The sequence below is a fragment of the Gemmatimonadota bacterium genome (assembly GCA_040388625.1).
Classification (GTDB): Bacteria; Gemmatimonadota; Gemmatimonadetes; order Gemmatimonadales; family Gemmatimonadaceae; genus Fen-1247.
Genome location: JAZKBK010000004.1, coordinates 722,522 through 737,240, shown reverse-complemented (window position 1 = coordinate 737,240; position 14,719 = coordinate 722,522). Strand labels below are relative to the sequence as shown.

Sequence of the window (14,719 nt, the reverse complement as noted above, 5' to 3'; positions counted from 1 at the left end):
AATCGTCGGAGATCAACGCGAGTCCGGAAAGGCCAGGCCCCGTAGAACTAGACGGTGTGCTCGGCACAGTCGTGGATGGTGCTGTAACGGTCGTAACCGGCGGTGTCGACGCTGGCGGTGGTGCTGTGGCAGCAGGCGGAGCGGTGGCTTCCGGTGTGGTGGTTGTTGTCGTAGTTGGTGTTGTTGCGGTTGGTACCGTCGCGGTTGGCGTTGTCGCCGTTGGGCTGGTAGTCGTTACCGTTGCAGGCGTCGTGGACGTCGTTGTATGGTCAGATGTTGTTGAAGGCGGTGTCGCTGCCGGAGCATCGGTCGACGGACTCTTGACCGTGTCGCTCGTCGCGCCCGACGTTGCATTCTGATCACTGCCCGTCACCGTAACGGCGCTCGAAGCGGTCCGATGCCCAGTGATCGCGCTAATAACTACGTGTCCGTCTCTCAGTCCTTTAACAAGACCTGTAACTGACACTGTGGCGATCGTTGTATCGCTGGATTTCCAGTGTGCGAGGACGCCCATCACGCCTTGCATCGGGCGACCATCCGCATCGACGATACTCGTTGCCAGTTTTACGGTTTTGCCGACGACGAGCTGGGATGTGCCGGGCGAGACCTGGACGGATGCCGACGGCGGCAGCGCATACTCGGCTGCCGTGAGGTCCGTAACATCAGCCCCGCTCTTGTTTGCGTCGGTGCCGGCGCACGCAGCGACGGCGAGAAGAAGTGCTGTAAGCACAGTCTTGGAACTTGGGTTCACAATTCGGTCCTCGTAAAAACGCCATTCGGAAGCCCGACTAGCATGGCGCGAAGTTTTCGCGCTTTAGCCTCGTGGTTTTGCGTCCCCGCCTTTCAGCGGGTTTGCCTTTGTCGTGGCCCCTCTAGAGGGCCCAACTGGAAAAGAACGGTAAAGGCGTAGTATTTACCGTCCACCTTATTACGACTAACTCCCTACATGGTAACCGCTGGTCACGTGTTTGTGGACCGCCCTCACTGTTTTTTTATGGCGTCTACGGCTCCCAGCAAAACAGCCGTGTCATATTCCCAGTTATAACGGTTCCGAACGGCCGTTCGTCCGGAAGCCCCCAGGATTGCTGCTATATCAGGCCGTGCTACCTCTTCTATGGCGGTGGCAAGCTCGATGGCATCGCCGGACCTGAAGATTCGCCCGGAACCTGTTTCCCGAATTATCCGCGCACAGGGAGCGGCGTCCGAGCTGACCACGGGCAGGCCAGCCGCCATGTAGTCAAAGAGCTTGTTGGGGATCGTGGTATCCCAGGACTCGTTCTTCCTGTGCGGAATCAATCCCACATCGGATTCCGCGACAACGCGAAGCGCCTCCGCGTGGGATGCGATATAGCCGAGGAACTCGACGTCCTCCGCCGTGAGGCCCAGCGATGCAGCGCGATCCCTCACCAACGCCTCGTCCCGCCCGCGGCCTATCACGCGAAGACGGATTCGCTTTCCTTCGTTCTTGAGATGCGCAACCGCATCGATCGCTTCGAGAAGACCGCGAACAACTTCCAGGTTACCCATGTAAACGACATCCGTCGTGGCACGCGTCGACGACGGCTCATGCGATGGACAGTCGAGTCTGGCAAGAGGTGGAGTGTTCGAAACCACAGTGAGCTTGCTGCGCGGAATGCCAAGCGCTGCGACGCGGTCAGCGGATTCCTCGACGACCACGATGATGTGGTCGACATTTCTCACGCAGCGACGCTCGACTTTCGCCGTGATGGATGGATTCCTGGCAAAGTAGTCGAACAATGTGTCGCGACCGGTCTCCCAAAGCACACGCATCATCGCCGGATAATTTTCCGCCATGTCGAGCATCACCGGTATGTCGAGTCGCTTGCCGCACGAAATCGCGGTTGGGCACAGCGGCAGGTCGCGAACGATTATCAGATCGGCCTTCGCTTCGCGGCACGTACGGTCAATCAGACTGATCCAGCGCGGACTGAAGAACGCCGGAAAGCTCAACGCATTGTCGAGGCGGCGGCCGAGCGGTTTCCACGGCATCATGCGGTGAACAGTGCCTTCCGGTAACGTCTCCGTCGTCTGCTTCCAGGCGCGATTACGCGCCACGATGTGCACCGAATGGCCGGCACGCGCGAGCGCGAGGGTTACTTTCTCGGTGCGAACGTCCCACGGGTAATCGGCATCCCAAACGTAAACAATCGATTTACTGGTGTGGCTCATCTGCGATTCGGCGCGGAAGGTCAGAGGTCTGGGAGCTGAGATGCCGCGCGAATGGTGTGGACGCGCGAATACCGATTGCTGAATATCGGCAACTTCGAATACGGACCGCATCAACGCTCGCGCAGCCAGCGAGACATTTCAACGAGATCGGAATTACTAACCATATGATGTGTCGGCAATGTAACAAGCCGGCGCGCCAGTTCGTGCGCACCGTGCAGCGGCTCGCGCGACGCAACCAGACAGGGCTGTATCTGCGGCTCGAGAGACAGCGGATTCGGATAGCCGCGCGCGATTCCAAGTGCGTCGTTGTCGCGTGGATCGTCGCGAAGGAGAACGGGGAAGCGCAGGTATCCTGACTCGCCTGTTTCTATCGCGCGTACCGTGTCCAGGTTCCGCGACTGGTCGGCAGTGTCGCGTAGTACGAGGGCGTTGGCCTGGCGCGCTTGCACGGCGCGCCGCATCCCCGGGAAGGTCCGGTCGAGCAGGGCAATGCCGGCGCGAGACATTCGGCTCGGCTCGCCAGCATCGTGATACACGGTTTCTCCGAGATGAAGCGACGGTATGGATGCGGGTATTCCATAGAAGGAAGGACGGCCAAGCACCCACGTCGCGGCAGTGGTCAGGAGCACGCCCGTGCTCGGAGCCTGTCCACGCTCGCCAGGCGAGAGCGTCGCTCCGGCCTCGACACCGCCACCACTCAATAACGCGCCGCCGCGGCCGGATGTGGTCCCCTTGCCGCGTCCGAAGCTCAGCACGGTTACGTCGCCGAACGACCCGGCAGGCTTTCCCGCGATCGTTGCGCCTGCATGCTGGGCGGCATCCTCGATGACGGGGACGCCCGCGTCTCGTGCCATCTTCATCACGGTTGGCATGTCCGCGGGAAAGCCGTAAAGGTGCGCGATCACGATTGCACTGACACCCGCGCTCATCACGCGTTGCAGCGAGTCCATGTCAGGACTGAGTGTGTGCGGATCGATGTCGAAGAGACGAACGCGTACGCCACCCCGTCGCGCGGCCGCTATGAGATCGACGCACACGTACGCTGGCATCGCGACAGGCATCGTAATCTTTGCGAACATCCGCAGCGCAAGTACGAGTGCCGACGTGCCGCTGTCGGTAAGCAGAACGTCGCGTGCATTGAATTCCATCGCAATCGCGTTGCGCACGCGCTCGCTCGCATCCCGACGCGCGATGGTGTCGAGCGTCGCGCCGACGATGTTGCCTGCGCTGAGCGGTGACGCAACGGTGAGCTGCCGGCGGATATGCATCGCGTCCGCTACGGGATGAAGCGGATGATGCGCGGGCCGAGCGCGTTTGCCAGCGGGAGAGGGAGGCGCTTCCAGATCTCTGGGCCGCGTGCTGCTGCACCGTGTCCTTCAGATGGCGTTGCGGCGCCGGCCGCTCTGCGCTCGTACCACCAGAGTGGCTGATCGACCGTGCCCCACTGAGTCTTGAACTTGTGGGTGTTTCCACCGGGCGTGCAGCGGCCGAAGTTGAAGGTGGTGACGCCGCGATCGGCGACGTGTTTCATCAGCTCCCAGTACACCAGCATGTTGGGCGACATGCGGTTGTAGGCACGCAGCGCTGATGCCCACGTGATCTCGAATTCGCTGTTGTCGCCGGTGCCCCACGTGAAGCCTGCGCCGCACGCGATCGGTTTGTCGTTGTGATACGCAACAGCGAACAGGGCGTCGTCGCCGAATTGGTGCGCTATCTCCTCGAAGAACCTGCGCGGCATGACGGGGGTGCCGAGGTCACGCATGTGGTGCGCGAAGACGTCGTAGAAGGGACGCAACTGATCCGCGCCGATGCGCACTGTGACGCCTTCCTTCTGCGGTCTCCGGATCTGACTGCGCAATTTCGAGCTCAACCGCTTCCACAACGCGTCGGAGCCGCCGCTGCTGTCGAGGAGGACCGTGATCTTGCGATGCGACACCGAAAAATCCGGAATTGCACCGATGTCATGGCGACTGCGCAGCTCGAGTACTGTTGCGCCGTCGTCGGTCGCCATCTTCGCGGCGTGGGCTGCCAGTGCCGTTATCGCGGACGGTGATCCGAGCGGGCCACCGTAGTTGAGGAAGGGCACAGAGACGAGGAAGTGTCCGAACAGCGCGCTCTTCACACGAACCAGCGGCAGCACACCGACGATCTGGTCGTCGTGCGCTGCATCGTCGATCGCGACGAGATACGGAGTGTCGTGTCCCATTGCGTGCTGCATGACGTTGCGCCAGCCGTGCAGGTGGAAGTGGGTCCAGCCTTTTTGTGACCGGACGAACTCATTCCAGCGCTCGGGCGATCCGGTGTAGCGCTCGACGCGCAGTGTCAAATCCGGGCTACGGCGTGTGGTGACACGTCGGGCAGCGGTGCGGTTGCACGAAACCACTTGCCGTCACCGGCGAGTCGTTGCGCGATCGACGTGAATTTGAATTCGCCGAGCAGGCGCTCGAGTCGAGGAAGCACTTTGTGAATGTTCCGGTAATGACGGACGGTGGTCAGCCACGGAACGGGCATGCGCGGCTGTTCGCAGTCGATTTCCCAGGGATGAATGTAGAACACGCCGGGGATTCCGGAGCGGTCTTTTTCGCTGAAGGCCTTCCGGATTATGCCATATGGAAAGTGCCGGAGGTATCCGCCGCCAGCGGCTGGAATGTGCTTTCCGAGGACACGCGTGGTGGTGAGCGGAAATTCCATGAGATCGCCGGCGCTGCGATGGATGAGATGCGGCAGCGGCGGTGTGGTCGGGTAGCCGTAGTTGGACCGGTTGATCGGGAAGAGACTGGAGTCGTATCGATAGCCCGTTTCCAGCAGCACGTCGAATGCCCATTCGTTCCCCGGTGTGATCGAGAAACTCGGGGCGCGATAGCCGACGACTGGGCGTCCGCTCACCTGCTCGAGGATGGCGCGCGATGCATGCGCGTCCTCGCGGAACTGCGCGGGTGTGAGGCTGGTCACCTTGCGATGCCACCATCCGTGAGAGGCGATCTCATGACCCGCGTCGGCGATCCTGCGAACTATCTCCGGATGCTTGTCGGCGACCCAGCCGAGTGTGAAGAAGGTGCCGTGAGCGCCATGACGCGCGAGCAGGTCGAGGAGCACGTCGGTATTGCGCGCGACGCGTGACGGATAGCCATCCCACGCGGCGCGATCGACGACGCCCTCGAATGCGTAGACCTGAAAATAGTCTTCGACGTCTACCGTGAAGACGTGCTCGGTTGCCACGTTTCTCCTAGGCGGTCATGTGGTGCTTGCAACGCTGTCGCGCTCGTCCGCGAACCACCTGAACGTTTCGGCTATACCATCTGCAATTGACATGCGCGGAGTCCAGCCGAGTACTTCTTCCGCTCTTGAAGCGAGGAGCACCGAGCGGCGAACCTCGCCAGCGCGCTCCGGCGCGTGTTCGATCACGGGGTTGGCACCGGACGTCTCGTGGATCAGCTCGGCGAGCTCGATCACGGTCGTCTCCACGCCGGTTCCGATGTTGAACGAGCGTGAATCGAGAGGGCCGGCTGGCGGCAACTGTCGCGTGGCGGCGAGGAAGTTGGCGTTCGCGACGTCGGCGACGTAGACGTAATCGCGGGTCTGCTTTCCATCGCCGAAGACTGTCAGCTTCCGTCCAGCGAGGACTCGCTCGCAGAAGATCGCGACGACGCCAGCCTCGCCATGGGAATCCTGGCGCGGGCCGTAGACATTGCCGTAGCGGAGCGCCACCGTATCGAGACCGTGCACTCGTGCATAGTAGCCGAGGTACAATTCCACGGAAAGCTTGGCGTTGCCGTAGGGGGACTGGGGGTCTTTCGGAAAGTGTTCCGGGGTGGGCAGCACCTCGACGTCGCCGTAGAGTGCGCCGCCAGTGGACGAAAAGATGAAGCGGGTTGTCTTCTTGCCGCTCTGGCGCATCGCCTCGAGCAGGTTGAGCGAGCCGCCTATGTTCACCGCTACGTCGTAGGCGGGATCTTCGACACTCTTGCGGACGTCGATCTGAGCCGCGAGGTGACAGATGACGTCGAATGCGCCGTCGCGGACCAGGCGTGCGGCAGAGGGCGATCTGATGTCATCTTCCACGAAAGTGACGCCTTCGGGGAGATTGGCGAGCTTGCCGGAGGACAGGTCATCGAGGACGGTTACGGACGAGCCATGCTCGACGAATCGCCGGACGACGTGTGAGCCGATAAACCCGGCGCCGCCGGTGACGAGTACAGAATGGGACATAGTGTCTTAGGAAGAGTAGCAGGGACCTGGCCAGCGCGATGCACCAGCGATGGGTTGGAGATTCAGTACCGTTTGGAGTATCGGCGGCAAACAGGAGTCGCAACAACGATACCGGCGCGGAGTGCAAGCTACATATGGGTGTCGCGGTCGCTACCAGCGCGTCGGGATGTGGCCGCGCAATGAATCCAACACGTGTGGGGCGAATGCAACACAAGGATTGGTCCGGGATCGTCCGGTTCGTGCGAGAATGGTGCGGTGTCGGTGGTCAGTGCCCGGGTGATGTTGCGAGCTTTTTCATGGGAGAATATCACATATTCGACGATCGCACTTCAAATGTTTGAGGCGTTATGGCCTGGCGGTCATGCGGGGCATGGAATCTGCCAATCAGGATGCCTGTCGCAGGGTGTCGACGGGCGCGATTGCGGCGCTGCATCCAGCTCCTAGGGTCACCGTCGAGTAGGTAAACATTATTTTGGAGGAGTAGAGAGTATGAAGATTTCTCGACGGTTAACCGCTATCGCTGGTGCTGCAGCAGCGTTGGCACTTCCAGTGGCCTCGCAGGCTCAGGTGACGTACTTCACGACTGGCGTGTTTACGTCCACCGGCACGAATACGGTCAGCAACGGTGGGATGACCATCACGTTCAACGGCCTTCCGAGCACGACGACGGCGACGCCGAGCAACGTCAGCTTCGGCGACTTCCTGTCCACTGCTGCCTCGACAGGTTCGTCAGGAACGTTCAACGATCAGTTCACCCTGAACGTGTTCCAGACATCCCCGACGACAGGTCAGGGGAGCTTTTTCGGCTCCTTCGCTGGTACGATCTCGAGCACCGGAAGCCTTACCTACTGGAATCCGGCCAACCCGACGATCTTCAACATCGATGCGTCCACCTACTCCCTGACGAACTTCACGCCAGGCCTGGGCTACTCGATCGTTGCGCCGAACAACAACAACGGCCACACCACGGTTCAGGGCTTCGTTTCGACGCCTGAGCCGAGCTCGATGGCTCTTCTCGGAACGGGCCTCATCGGCCTCGTACCGATGATCCGCCGCAAGAAGCAGAAGTAGCAATGGCCGGATCAGCGCACTGAGGTGTGCTGAAAAAAGGGGCGCGCATCGAGAGATGCGCGCCCCTTTCTGCTTTCTGGTGCGGCTGCCGGACTCGCTGCCGACACTGGCCAACCCGGGCCGATGACCGCATTTTGCGGCCATGCAAATACCTCGCTGGTTACAGATCGTCGTCGCTGTCTGCCTGATCGTCCTGAGCCTCGACGCGACGTTTTATCTCATTGGTCCTGCGCGCGACCACCGCTACTCCGCCGGTCCCGAGCACTTTTCGGTGGTCGATGGCCGGACGGGAAGGTTCTGTCAGATGAATGGGTCTGCAGCGGCGGTATGCTGGAACCCGATGGTGGTCGAAACGAACGCGACGAAGCCCTAGGGACGGCCCCTCGGCGCGATCGTGTCGTGAAAGGCGGTCGCTAGAATCGCTTTCCGGTGGATGCCCAGTGGCGGACCAGGCGATTCCAGGCCCAGCCGCCGACGCCCACGATGACCGCACCGGCAAGAATGTCGAATACCATTGTGTTGCTCCTGTAGGCTTCGGGCGCCGATGGTCGACGCCGCTCTCCTTAATTATGTGTCAGTTTCGAGCGGAGAAACGTTGCCTGCCCTTGTCATGGGCCAGCGCACGGGTACTCAGCACGGCGAGCTTGCGCCGTGCGCCCTGGATGGTAAACTCTCCCTAGCTTCTTCCATTCAATCAACCGGGGGGATTCAATGTCCACTGTCGGGGATTCGCTGGACGCTCAGGGGCCAACTGGGCTTGTCGCGCGTGTGAAGGGCATCATCATGCTGCCGAAGTCGGAGTGGCGTGTGATAGACGGTGAGTCAACCACCGTGAGTCAACTGTACACAGGCTACATCATTCCGTTGTCAGCCATTCCGCCGATTGCATCGGTGATCGGGCTGAGCATTTTCGGAGTCAGTCTCCCGTTACTCGGTACGTATCGTGTTCCGCTTGGCTCGGCACTCACGAGCGCGATAACGCAATACATACTCGGGCTGGTCGGCATCTACGTGCTCGCGCTGATAATCGACGCACTCGCGCCCACGTTCGCGGGTCAGAAGAATCAGATCCAGGCGTTGAAGGTTGCGACGTACTCGAGCACGGCGAGCTGGCTGGCGGGAATCTTCGCGCTCATTCCAGGGCTGCGTATTTTCGGTCTGCTGGGTTTGTACGGCCTGTACCTGCTGTACACCGGCCTTCCGACTTTGATGAAGGCGCCGGCAGAGAAGGCGATGGGTTACACTGTGGTGGTAATCATCTGCGCGATCGTGATCTTCGTAGTGATCGGGGCGATTGCCGCACGGTTTGTGTCGTATCCGGCGCTGGGAGGGTTGCAGTAGCTTTTAGTTCGATCGCGCGTGGAGGGGCCAGGCGCGGATATATCCGCGCCTTACGCAGGACCGGCGATGCGGCGCGTGGCTGAGCGTCGGGCGGGCCACATCCGAGCTCGATCGCGCGTGGAGGGGGCAGGCGCGGATATATCCGCGCCTTACGCAGGACCGGCGATGCGGCGCGTGGCTGAGCGTCGGGTGGGATACAATCAGGGGGTTGAGATTGCGGATCAAGTTCTTTGCGATGATGGTCGTTTGCGTTGCGGGACCGCTCGCGGCGCAAACGACTGCGGCTCAGCCGAAACCGGCTGACACGGAGGTGTGGGGTCCGGAGCCGCGGATCGTGACGCCGGGCGCGTCAAACGCGGCGGCGCCGTCGGATGCGATAGTGTTGTTCGACGGCAGGAATCTGGATCAGTGGATCAGCGCACGCGACAGCTCGGCGGCCAAATGGGACGTCGGAAACGGGATCGTCACCGTGAACAAGCCGTCGGGTGATATCCAGACCAGGCGGAGCTTCAGCAACTATCAGCTGCACATCGAATGGCGCATCCCTGTTGGAATAACAGGGACGAGTCAGGATCGCGGCAACAGCGGGGTCTTTCTGGCCATCACTCCCGTGGGCGGGTACGAGCTGCAGATCATGGACTCGTACAACAACAAGACGTACGTCAACGGACAGGCTGGAAGCATCTACAAGCAATACGCGCCACTGGTGAACGCGGCGCGAAAGCCTGGTGAATGGCAGACGTACGATGTCGTCTGGACGGCGCCGACGTTCAAGAGCGATGGTTCGCTTGCGACTCCGGCTTATGTAACGGCGTTTCACAATGGCGTACTCGTGCAGAACCACGTCGCACTCAAAGGTGTGACCAAGAATACGGGGTATCCGGAGTACAAGCAGCACGGGCCTGCTCCGATTCTTCTGCAGGCGCATGGAGACAAGAGCGCCCCGATCAGCTTCAGGAATATCTGGGTGCGGGTGCTGTAGAACGCGGCGCCAGCACGCTTTGCGCGTGCGCTCGCCTGACGCGTAGCGCACCGCGTTCAGTCGCGAGCCGGAGGATGTCGTTGAGTACGCCGGCAGCGGTGACAGCGGGTCCCGCGCCGGGGCCGGTAATCACGAGTGGTTGCCGTTTGTAACGTCTGGTTGTGAATGCGAATTGATTGTCGGTGCCGCTCAGCGTGCCGAGTGGATCGGTTACCGACACGGCGACGAGTCCAACTGTGATCGCCGACGGCGTGACGCGGGCGCGATAGCGAAGAACCGTGCTGGCTGCGCTCGCTTCGCTCACCCGCGCGCTCCAGTGGTCGTTCAGCTCCTCGATACGCTCGAGAAATTCTTCGCGTGAGATGTCGCGCAACCGATCGGGGACGAGCGACTCGACTACGATGTCGTCGAGATCACCGTCGAACCCAATCAGTCGCGCGAGTATGAGCGCCTTGCGCGCAACGTCGATGCCTGAGAGGTCGATTCGTGGGTCTGGCTCGGTGTAGCCAGCCGCGATTGCGCTCCGCAGTGCCGCGGCGAAGGTGCGACCGCTGCCTAGCTCGCCGAAGAGATAGCCGAGTGTTCCGGAAGGACAGCCCTCGATGCAGAGAACGTGATCACCTGCCTCGACGAGTTTTCGCAACGTGTCGATCACCGGGAGGCCGGCACCGACAGTTGCTTCGTAGAGGATGTGACGGCCGTGCTCCTGCGCGGTCTTCTCCAATTGCACGGCGGTGTCGCGTGTAGCGAGCGGAATCTTGTTGGCAAGCACGAGATCCCATCCTCTAGACAGCGCGAGATCGAGGATCGCGCCGGAGTCCGCGGCGGTCGCGTCGACGAGGATCGGACGCGACAGGGCGTGCGCAGACATTACCTCGATCGCCTGGACGGCATCGGCGAGCTGGCCACCAGGGACCGATGCCAGCGCGCCGCCGTTCGACTTGTGCAGCGAGAGTGCGACAAGCTCGGCGCGCGACAATCCGCGCGAATCGAAGACGAAGCCCGACCGGTCGATCACCCCGCACACACGGAGCGGTGCGATGGCGGTCGTACCAGGCTCGGTGATCTGATCGAGCAATTCGCGGCCGATCGCACCGACGCCGAGCAACACGACGTCGGCGTGAGCCGGCGCGCTGACGCGGCCGCCGCCTGTCTTGTGCAGTTGGAACCGATCATGGATTGCGCACTGAACTTCAGCAGCGCGTGTCGCATCAACGACGACGGAGAGCGAGCCGCCCGATCCGCTACCTTGTGCAGCGGCAACGACGTTGATCCCCGCATCGGCGAGCGCGCTGAATACGCGTGCCGCGACGCCGGGCTCGTGTGCAAGCGCGCACCCAACGATGCCGATGGTGGCGACTCCGACACGTGCGTCGATGTGCTCGATCTCTCCGCTCGCGAGCTCCGGCGCGAGAGCGTGTCGCAACGCGGCAACCGCGGCACCCGCGCGACAGCTGGCCACGGTGAACGCCACCGCATAATCGGTAGCTGCCTGGGATATGAGTGCTGCACCGAGCCCGGCGTCATGCAGCGCCGCGAACGCACGCGTCGCGATGCCCGGAAGCGCGAAGAGGCCCTGACCGCTGATGCTCACCAGCGCCTGGTCCATCGTGGCCGCAATCGCCTGCACGGGAGATGGCGAGCTGTGGCGGTGACTCGATATCTCGGTTCCGGCCGCAAGGCGATTGCTGAACGGGCGCACGTGTACGCGAGTGCGCTCGGTGAGGGGAGCGAGCGTACGCGGATGAAGGACCTTGACGCCGTAGTGCGCCAATTCGGCCGCTTCACGGAAGGTCAGATGCGGTATGACGCGCGCTGTCGCAACGACGCGTGGATCCGCGCTCAACAGGCCATCGACGTCCTTCCAGAGAATGACCCGCGCCGCATCCAGTGCCCGTGCCAGCACAGTCGCAGCGAGATCGGAGCCGCCGCGGCCGAGTGTGACTGTAGCTCCGTCATGACCGCGACCGATGAATCCCGGGACTACGGGGATGGCTCCCGAAGAGAGCAGCGGTCCGAGCGTGGCGCGACTCGCAGCGTTCGTGCGGCCGAGATCCGGTGCGGCGTGACCGAACCGGCCGTCGGTCTCGATCAGGTCTGTTGCATCGACGAAAACAGCGGGGAGACCCACGCTCCGCATCGCCGCCGCAAGGATGCGTGCGGCAAGACGCTCTCCGCGTGCAACGATGAGATCCGACTCGCGCGGCCCCGCATCACCGACGATCCGCGCCGCAGCTACCAGTATCTCCAGCTCCTGGAAGGCCTGATGCACAAAGGCACGTAACTCGTCTGCGTCTGCCCCTCCGAGAAGCACGTCGACGACTTCCAGGTGACGCGCGCGCAGCCGCTCGATCTCCGCCGCGATCTGCGCCGGCGCATTCCTGGATGCGGTACGGGCGATGCTCAGCAGTGCGTCGGTGACACCGGCGAAGGCAGATGCTACTACAACCGCGGGATGTGCGTCGGACGCCGACGCAGGCGCATCTTGTGATGCTGGCGCGATCAGAGAAATCGCTGCGCGGATGGCGTCAGCGTTGGCGAGAGCAGCGCCGCCAAACTTGTGGATTGTAAGAGCATTGTTACAACCGAACGGGCCGGCTCGCGTGTGACCTGTCACGTCGATCATGCGAGGGTTGCCGCGAGCGAGGGTGATGCGCCTGTGATACAACGTTCCGTCCGGGAGGCGGCTACGCGATCGAGCGCGCGCGTAAGATCCTGGACCAGATCGGCCGCAAGCTCGATTCCGACTGACAGGCGCAGCAGCGAGTCGCTGATTCCGGCGACGGCGCGTGCATCCGCGTCCATCGAGGCGTGGGTCATCGTCGCCGGATGCGCGACGAGGCTTTCGACACCGCCGAGGGACTCGGCCAGAGTAAAGCAGCTCAATGCCGATGTGAAGATCTCGACCGCGTCTATTCCGCCCCGCAGCTCGAAACTGACCATCGCACCGAAGCCGGACTGCTGGCAACGTGCGACGTCGTGGCCGGGATGCGTGACAAGGCCGGGATAGTAGACGTTGGCAACGGCTTCGTGGTCGCACAGCGCGTCAACGACCGCGCTTGCGTTGCCGAGGTGCAACGCAAGGCGAGCATACAGGGTGCGAATGCCGCGCAGCGTGAGAAAGCTGTCGAATGGTGCGCCGGTGAGACCAAGACAGTTCGCCCACCACGCGAGCTCCTGGCCCAGTGCGGCGTCACGCGCGATCACCGCTCCTCCCACGACGTCGCTGTGTCCGTTGAGGTATTTGGTAGTGCTGTGCAGGGCGATGTCCGCGCCGAGTGCTAGTGGCTGCTGGAGCGCCGGTGAGAGGAAGGTGTTGTCCACTACGACGAGGGCGTTGGCAGCGTGCCCCGCGGCGGCGATCCGGCGAATGTCCGTGATGCGAAGCAGTGGATTGCTGGGTGTCTCGATCCAGAGGATTTTGGGCCTTCTGCGCGCGATTTCCGCTTCCGCAGTGGTACCGGTGAGGTCGATCAGCGCGAGATCGAAGTTGCCGCGGGCGCTGAGCGATCGCAGCAGACGCTGTGTTCCGCCGTAACAATCGTGCGCGGCGACGACGAGATCACCCGGACGCGTCAGCTGAAGCACAAGCGTCACCGCCGACATGCCCGTGTTCGTCACGACCGCCGACGCGCCGTGTTCCAGCTCCGCGAGCGCGTCCGCAAGGTGACTGCGCGTTGGATTACCGCTTCGAGTGTAGTCGTACTGGCCCGGCGACCCGAATCCGTTGAACGCGAACGTCGAGGAGAGGTGAATTGGCGGGACAACCGCGCCATATTCGCGATCGGTTGCGATACCAGCACGCACGGCGCGCGTTGCTGCTCCGTGCGACGTTGTGATGTTGGATCCTGTCATGACACGACCTCGGTGTGTAGTGAGTTGTGGAGGATCGGGCCGATCAGATCCGGCTCCGCGAGAAATGCGTCATGCCCCGTTGCGACCTGCAATCGGATGAGACGATTGGGACCGGCGAGTCGGGCAGCCAGCTGGCGCAGCTGCTCGCCGGGCACGATCGTGTCGCCGTCGATGCTCACGAGTACGGCTGGAGTACGGATGCGCTCAGGAGCGACGCGGTGGAGGTCGGCGGAGAGCGAGAGAGCCAGAAAGCGACTCGCGCTCCAGCGCCGCGCGAATTTCTCACCGTTGTGCAGGAGATAATTCTCTACCGGGAAGGTGGCGCCTGCTTCGGTCGTGGCGTCGGGCGTGGATGCGAAACGCTGGGCGAACTCGTTCGCCGAGCGATATGTCGTCATTGCGAGTGCGCGGGCGAGTACGAGCGCATCGTGCGTGCGCTCAGTCTCGATGCCAAGCGTGACGATGCGACGTTGTATGGTGCGGAGAGCGGTACTCATTGGATGAGTCTCGTGCGGGGCGCTTATCACGATCAGCCGCCCGACGCGATCCGGATATCGCTCCGCGAATGCGAGCGCCACCATGCCGCCGTACGACGCGCCGACGATCGCGTGTACCCGTGCGATGCGGAGCGTGTCGAGCACGTGCGCGAGCGCATCGGCCTGGTCGTGGGTGGATACGAGGGCCGCCGGCCGTCCGTCTTTCGTGCTGCCGCCATCGATGTAATCGAAACTGAGGACGCGATACTCTTTCGTGTCGATCGCGCGTCCCGCGCCAACTACGTCCTGCCACCAACCGTCCGACGTATCGCCAACCGTCGATGTGACGTGGCGGCTGGCGGAGATTCCGCCGAGTGTGACGACCAGCGGCGCCGCGGGCGGTCCAGTTACTTCGTACGGCGGTAACGGCGCTGACAATGGAGATGCAGCGGAGAATGCAGCGGCTCCGCGTGCAGCCCGCCTCGGCGTCGGTGTCTCGAGTTGTGTCATCTATCGCAATCCTGTTTGTTGGCGGACCGCGGCTTGCGCTTGTCTCGCGTGTGGCTCGTCCGGTGTGTTCTCGGAGTCACAGCCG

Annotated in this window: 13 protein-coding genes and 1 riboswitch; of the genes, 5 read left to right on the top strand and 8 right to left on the bottom strand. The window is 62.4% G+C overall.

Features of this window, described 5'->3' with window-relative positions:
* A partial coding sequence (locus V4529_11875; GenBank protein MES2359019.1) for a hypothetical protein occupies window positions 1-359 on the top strand: 359 nt, incomplete at its 5' end.
* Between the two features lie 416 nt (window positions 360-775).
* Window positions 776-867: riboswitch (cyclic di-GMP riboswitch) on the bottom strand.
* Between the two features lie 114 nt (window positions 868-981).
* Here the strand turns inward: V4529_11875 and V4529_11870 are convergent.
* The 5 genes from V4529_11870 to V4529_11850 are packed head-to-tail and all read right to left on the bottom strand — an operon-like array spanning window position 982 to window position 6,399.
* On the bottom strand, window positions 982-2,301 hold the full coding sequence (locus V4529_11870) for a glycosyltransferase family 4 protein (protein ID MES2359018.1): 1,320 nt from the start codon (window positions 2,299-2,301) through the stop codon (window positions 982-984).
* Complete coding sequence (locus tag V4529_11865) at window positions 2,301-3,458, bottom strand: DegT/DnrJ/EryC1/StrS family aminotransferase (GenBank protein MES2359017.1); 1,158 nt, start codon at window positions 3,456-3,458, stop codon at window positions 2,301-2,303. The genes V4529_11870 and V4529_11865 overlap by 1 nt, the downstream gene beginning before the upstream one ends.
* An 8-nt stretch (window positions 3,459-3,466) precedes the next feature.
* Window positions 3,467-4,516 carry a FemAB family XrtA/PEP-CTERM system-associated protein gene (locus V4529_11860; protein ID MES2359016.1) on the bottom strand — a complete coding sequence of 350 codons (1,050 nt, stop codon included), beginning with the start codon at window positions 4,514-4,516 and terminating at the stop codon, window positions 3,467-3,469.
* Window positions 4,513-5,409 (bottom strand): XrtA system polysaccharide deacetylase, encoded by an 897-nt coding sequence (locus tag V4529_11855; protein ID MES2359015.1) that lies wholly within the window; start codon window positions 5,407-5,409, stop codon window positions 4,513-4,515. Before V4529_11855 ends, V4529_11860 begins: the two co-directional genes overlap by 4 nt.
* 15 nt (window positions 5,410-5,424) lie before the next feature.
* Window positions 5,425-6,399: an NAD-dependent epimerase/dehydratase family protein gene (locus tag V4529_11850; GenBank protein MES2359014.1), complete on the bottom strand. Its 975-nt coding sequence runs from the start codon at window positions 6,397-6,399 to the stop codon at window positions 5,425-5,427.
* Between the two features lie 489 nt (window positions 6,400-6,888).
* On the opposite strand from V4529_11850, the gene V4529_11845 reads away from it, so the two are divergent.
* The 4 genes from V4529_11845 to V4529_11830 all read left to right on the top strand — a co-directional run bounded on the left by V4529_11845 (window position 6,889) and on the right by V4529_11830 (window position 9,793).
* A complete protein-coding gene (locus V4529_11845; GenBank protein ID MES2359013.1) occupies window positions 6,889-7,470 on the top strand; it encodes a PEP-CTERM sorting domain-containing protein in 582 nt (193 codons plus the stop codon).
* Window positions 7,471-7,612: 142 nt separating this feature from the next.
* The gene (locus V4529_11840; protein ID MES2359012.1) at window positions 7,613-7,843 is read left to right on the top strand and encodes a hypothetical protein; all 231 of its coding nucleotides are present in this window, start codon (window positions 7,613-7,615) and stop codon (window positions 7,841-7,843) included.
* A 338-nt stretch (window positions 7,844-8,181) separates the two neighbouring features.
* A complete protein-coding gene (locus V4529_11835) occupies window positions 8,182-8,811 on the top strand; it encodes a Yip1 family protein (protein MES2359011.1) in 630 nt (209 codons plus the stop codon).
* 238 nt (window positions 8,812-9,049) lie between these two features.
* On the top strand, window positions 9,050-9,793 hold the full coding sequence (locus V4529_11830; GenBank protein ID MES2359010.1) for a DUF1080 domain-containing protein: 744 nt from the start codon (window positions 9,050-9,052) through the stop codon (window positions 9,791-9,793).
* Here V4529_11830 and V4529_11825 read toward each other — a convergent pair.
* Genes V4529_11825 through V4529_11815 form a run of 3 tightly spaced genes read right to left on the bottom strand, consistent with a single transcriptional unit; the run spans window position 9,765 to window position 14,634 of the window.
* Window positions 9,765-12,419, bottom strand: a complete 2,655-nt coding sequence (locus V4529_11825) for an aspartate kinase (protein ID MES2359009.1) — start codon at window positions 12,417-12,419, stop codon at window positions 9,765-9,767. The two genes, V4529_11830 and V4529_11825, sit on opposite strands and share 29 nt — an antisense overlap.
* On the bottom strand, window positions 12,416-13,648 hold the full coding sequence (gene metB, locus V4529_11820; GenBank protein MES2359008.1) for a cystathionine gamma-synthase: 1,233 nt from the start codon (window positions 13,646-13,648) through the stop codon (window positions 12,416-12,418). The genes V4529_11825 and metB overlap by 4 nt, the downstream gene beginning before the upstream one ends.
* A complete protein-coding gene (locus V4529_11815; GenBank protein MES2359007.1) occupies window positions 13,645-14,634 on the bottom strand; it encodes a homoserine O-succinyltransferase in 990 nt (329 codons plus the stop codon). Before V4529_11815 ends, metB begins: the two co-directional genes overlap by 4 nt.
* Window positions 14,635-14,719: the final 85 nt, after the last annotated feature.

Excerpts from the sequence above, each read along its gene's own strand:
- V4529_11825 (MES2359009.1), bottom strand. The coding sequence starts at position 12,419 with ATGATCGACGTGACAGGTCACACGCGAGCCGGCCCGTTCGGTTGTAAC.
- V4529_11815 (MES2359007.1), bottom strand. The coding sequence starts at position 14,634 with ATGACACAACTCGAGACACCGACGCCGAGGCGGGCTGCACGCGGAGCC.
- V4529_11835 (MES2359011.1), top strand. The coding sequence starts at position 8,182 with ATGTCCACTGTCGGGGATTCGCTGGACGCTCAGGGGCCAACTGGGCTT.
- V4529_11865 (MES2359017.1), bottom strand. The coding sequence starts at position 3,458 with ATGCATATCCGCCGGCAGCTCACCGTTGCGTCACCGCTCAGCGCAGGC.
- V4529_11840 (MES2359012.1), top strand. The coding sequence starts at position 7,613 with ATGCAAATACCTCGCTGGTTACAGATCGTCGTCGCTGTCTGCCTGATC.
- V4529_11845 (MES2359013.1), top strand. The coding sequence starts at position 6,889 with ATGAAGATTTCTCGACGGTTAACCGCTATCGCTGGTGCTGCAGCAGCG.
- metB (MES2359008.1), bottom strand. The coding sequence starts at position 13,648 with ATGACAGGATCCAACATCACAACGTCGCACGGAGCAGCAACGCGCGCC.
- V4529_11830 (MES2359010.1), top strand. The coding sequence starts at position 9,050 with ATGGTCGTTTGCGTTGCGGGACCGCTCGCGGCGCAAACGACTGCGGCT.
- V4529_11870 (MES2359018.1), bottom strand. The coding sequence starts at position 2,301 with ATGCGGTCCGTATTCGAAGTTGCCGATATTCAGCAATCGGTATTCGCG.
- V4529_11850 (MES2359014.1), bottom strand. The coding sequence starts at position 6,399 with ATGTCCCATTCTGTACTCGTCACCGGCGGCGCCGGGTTTATCGGCTCA.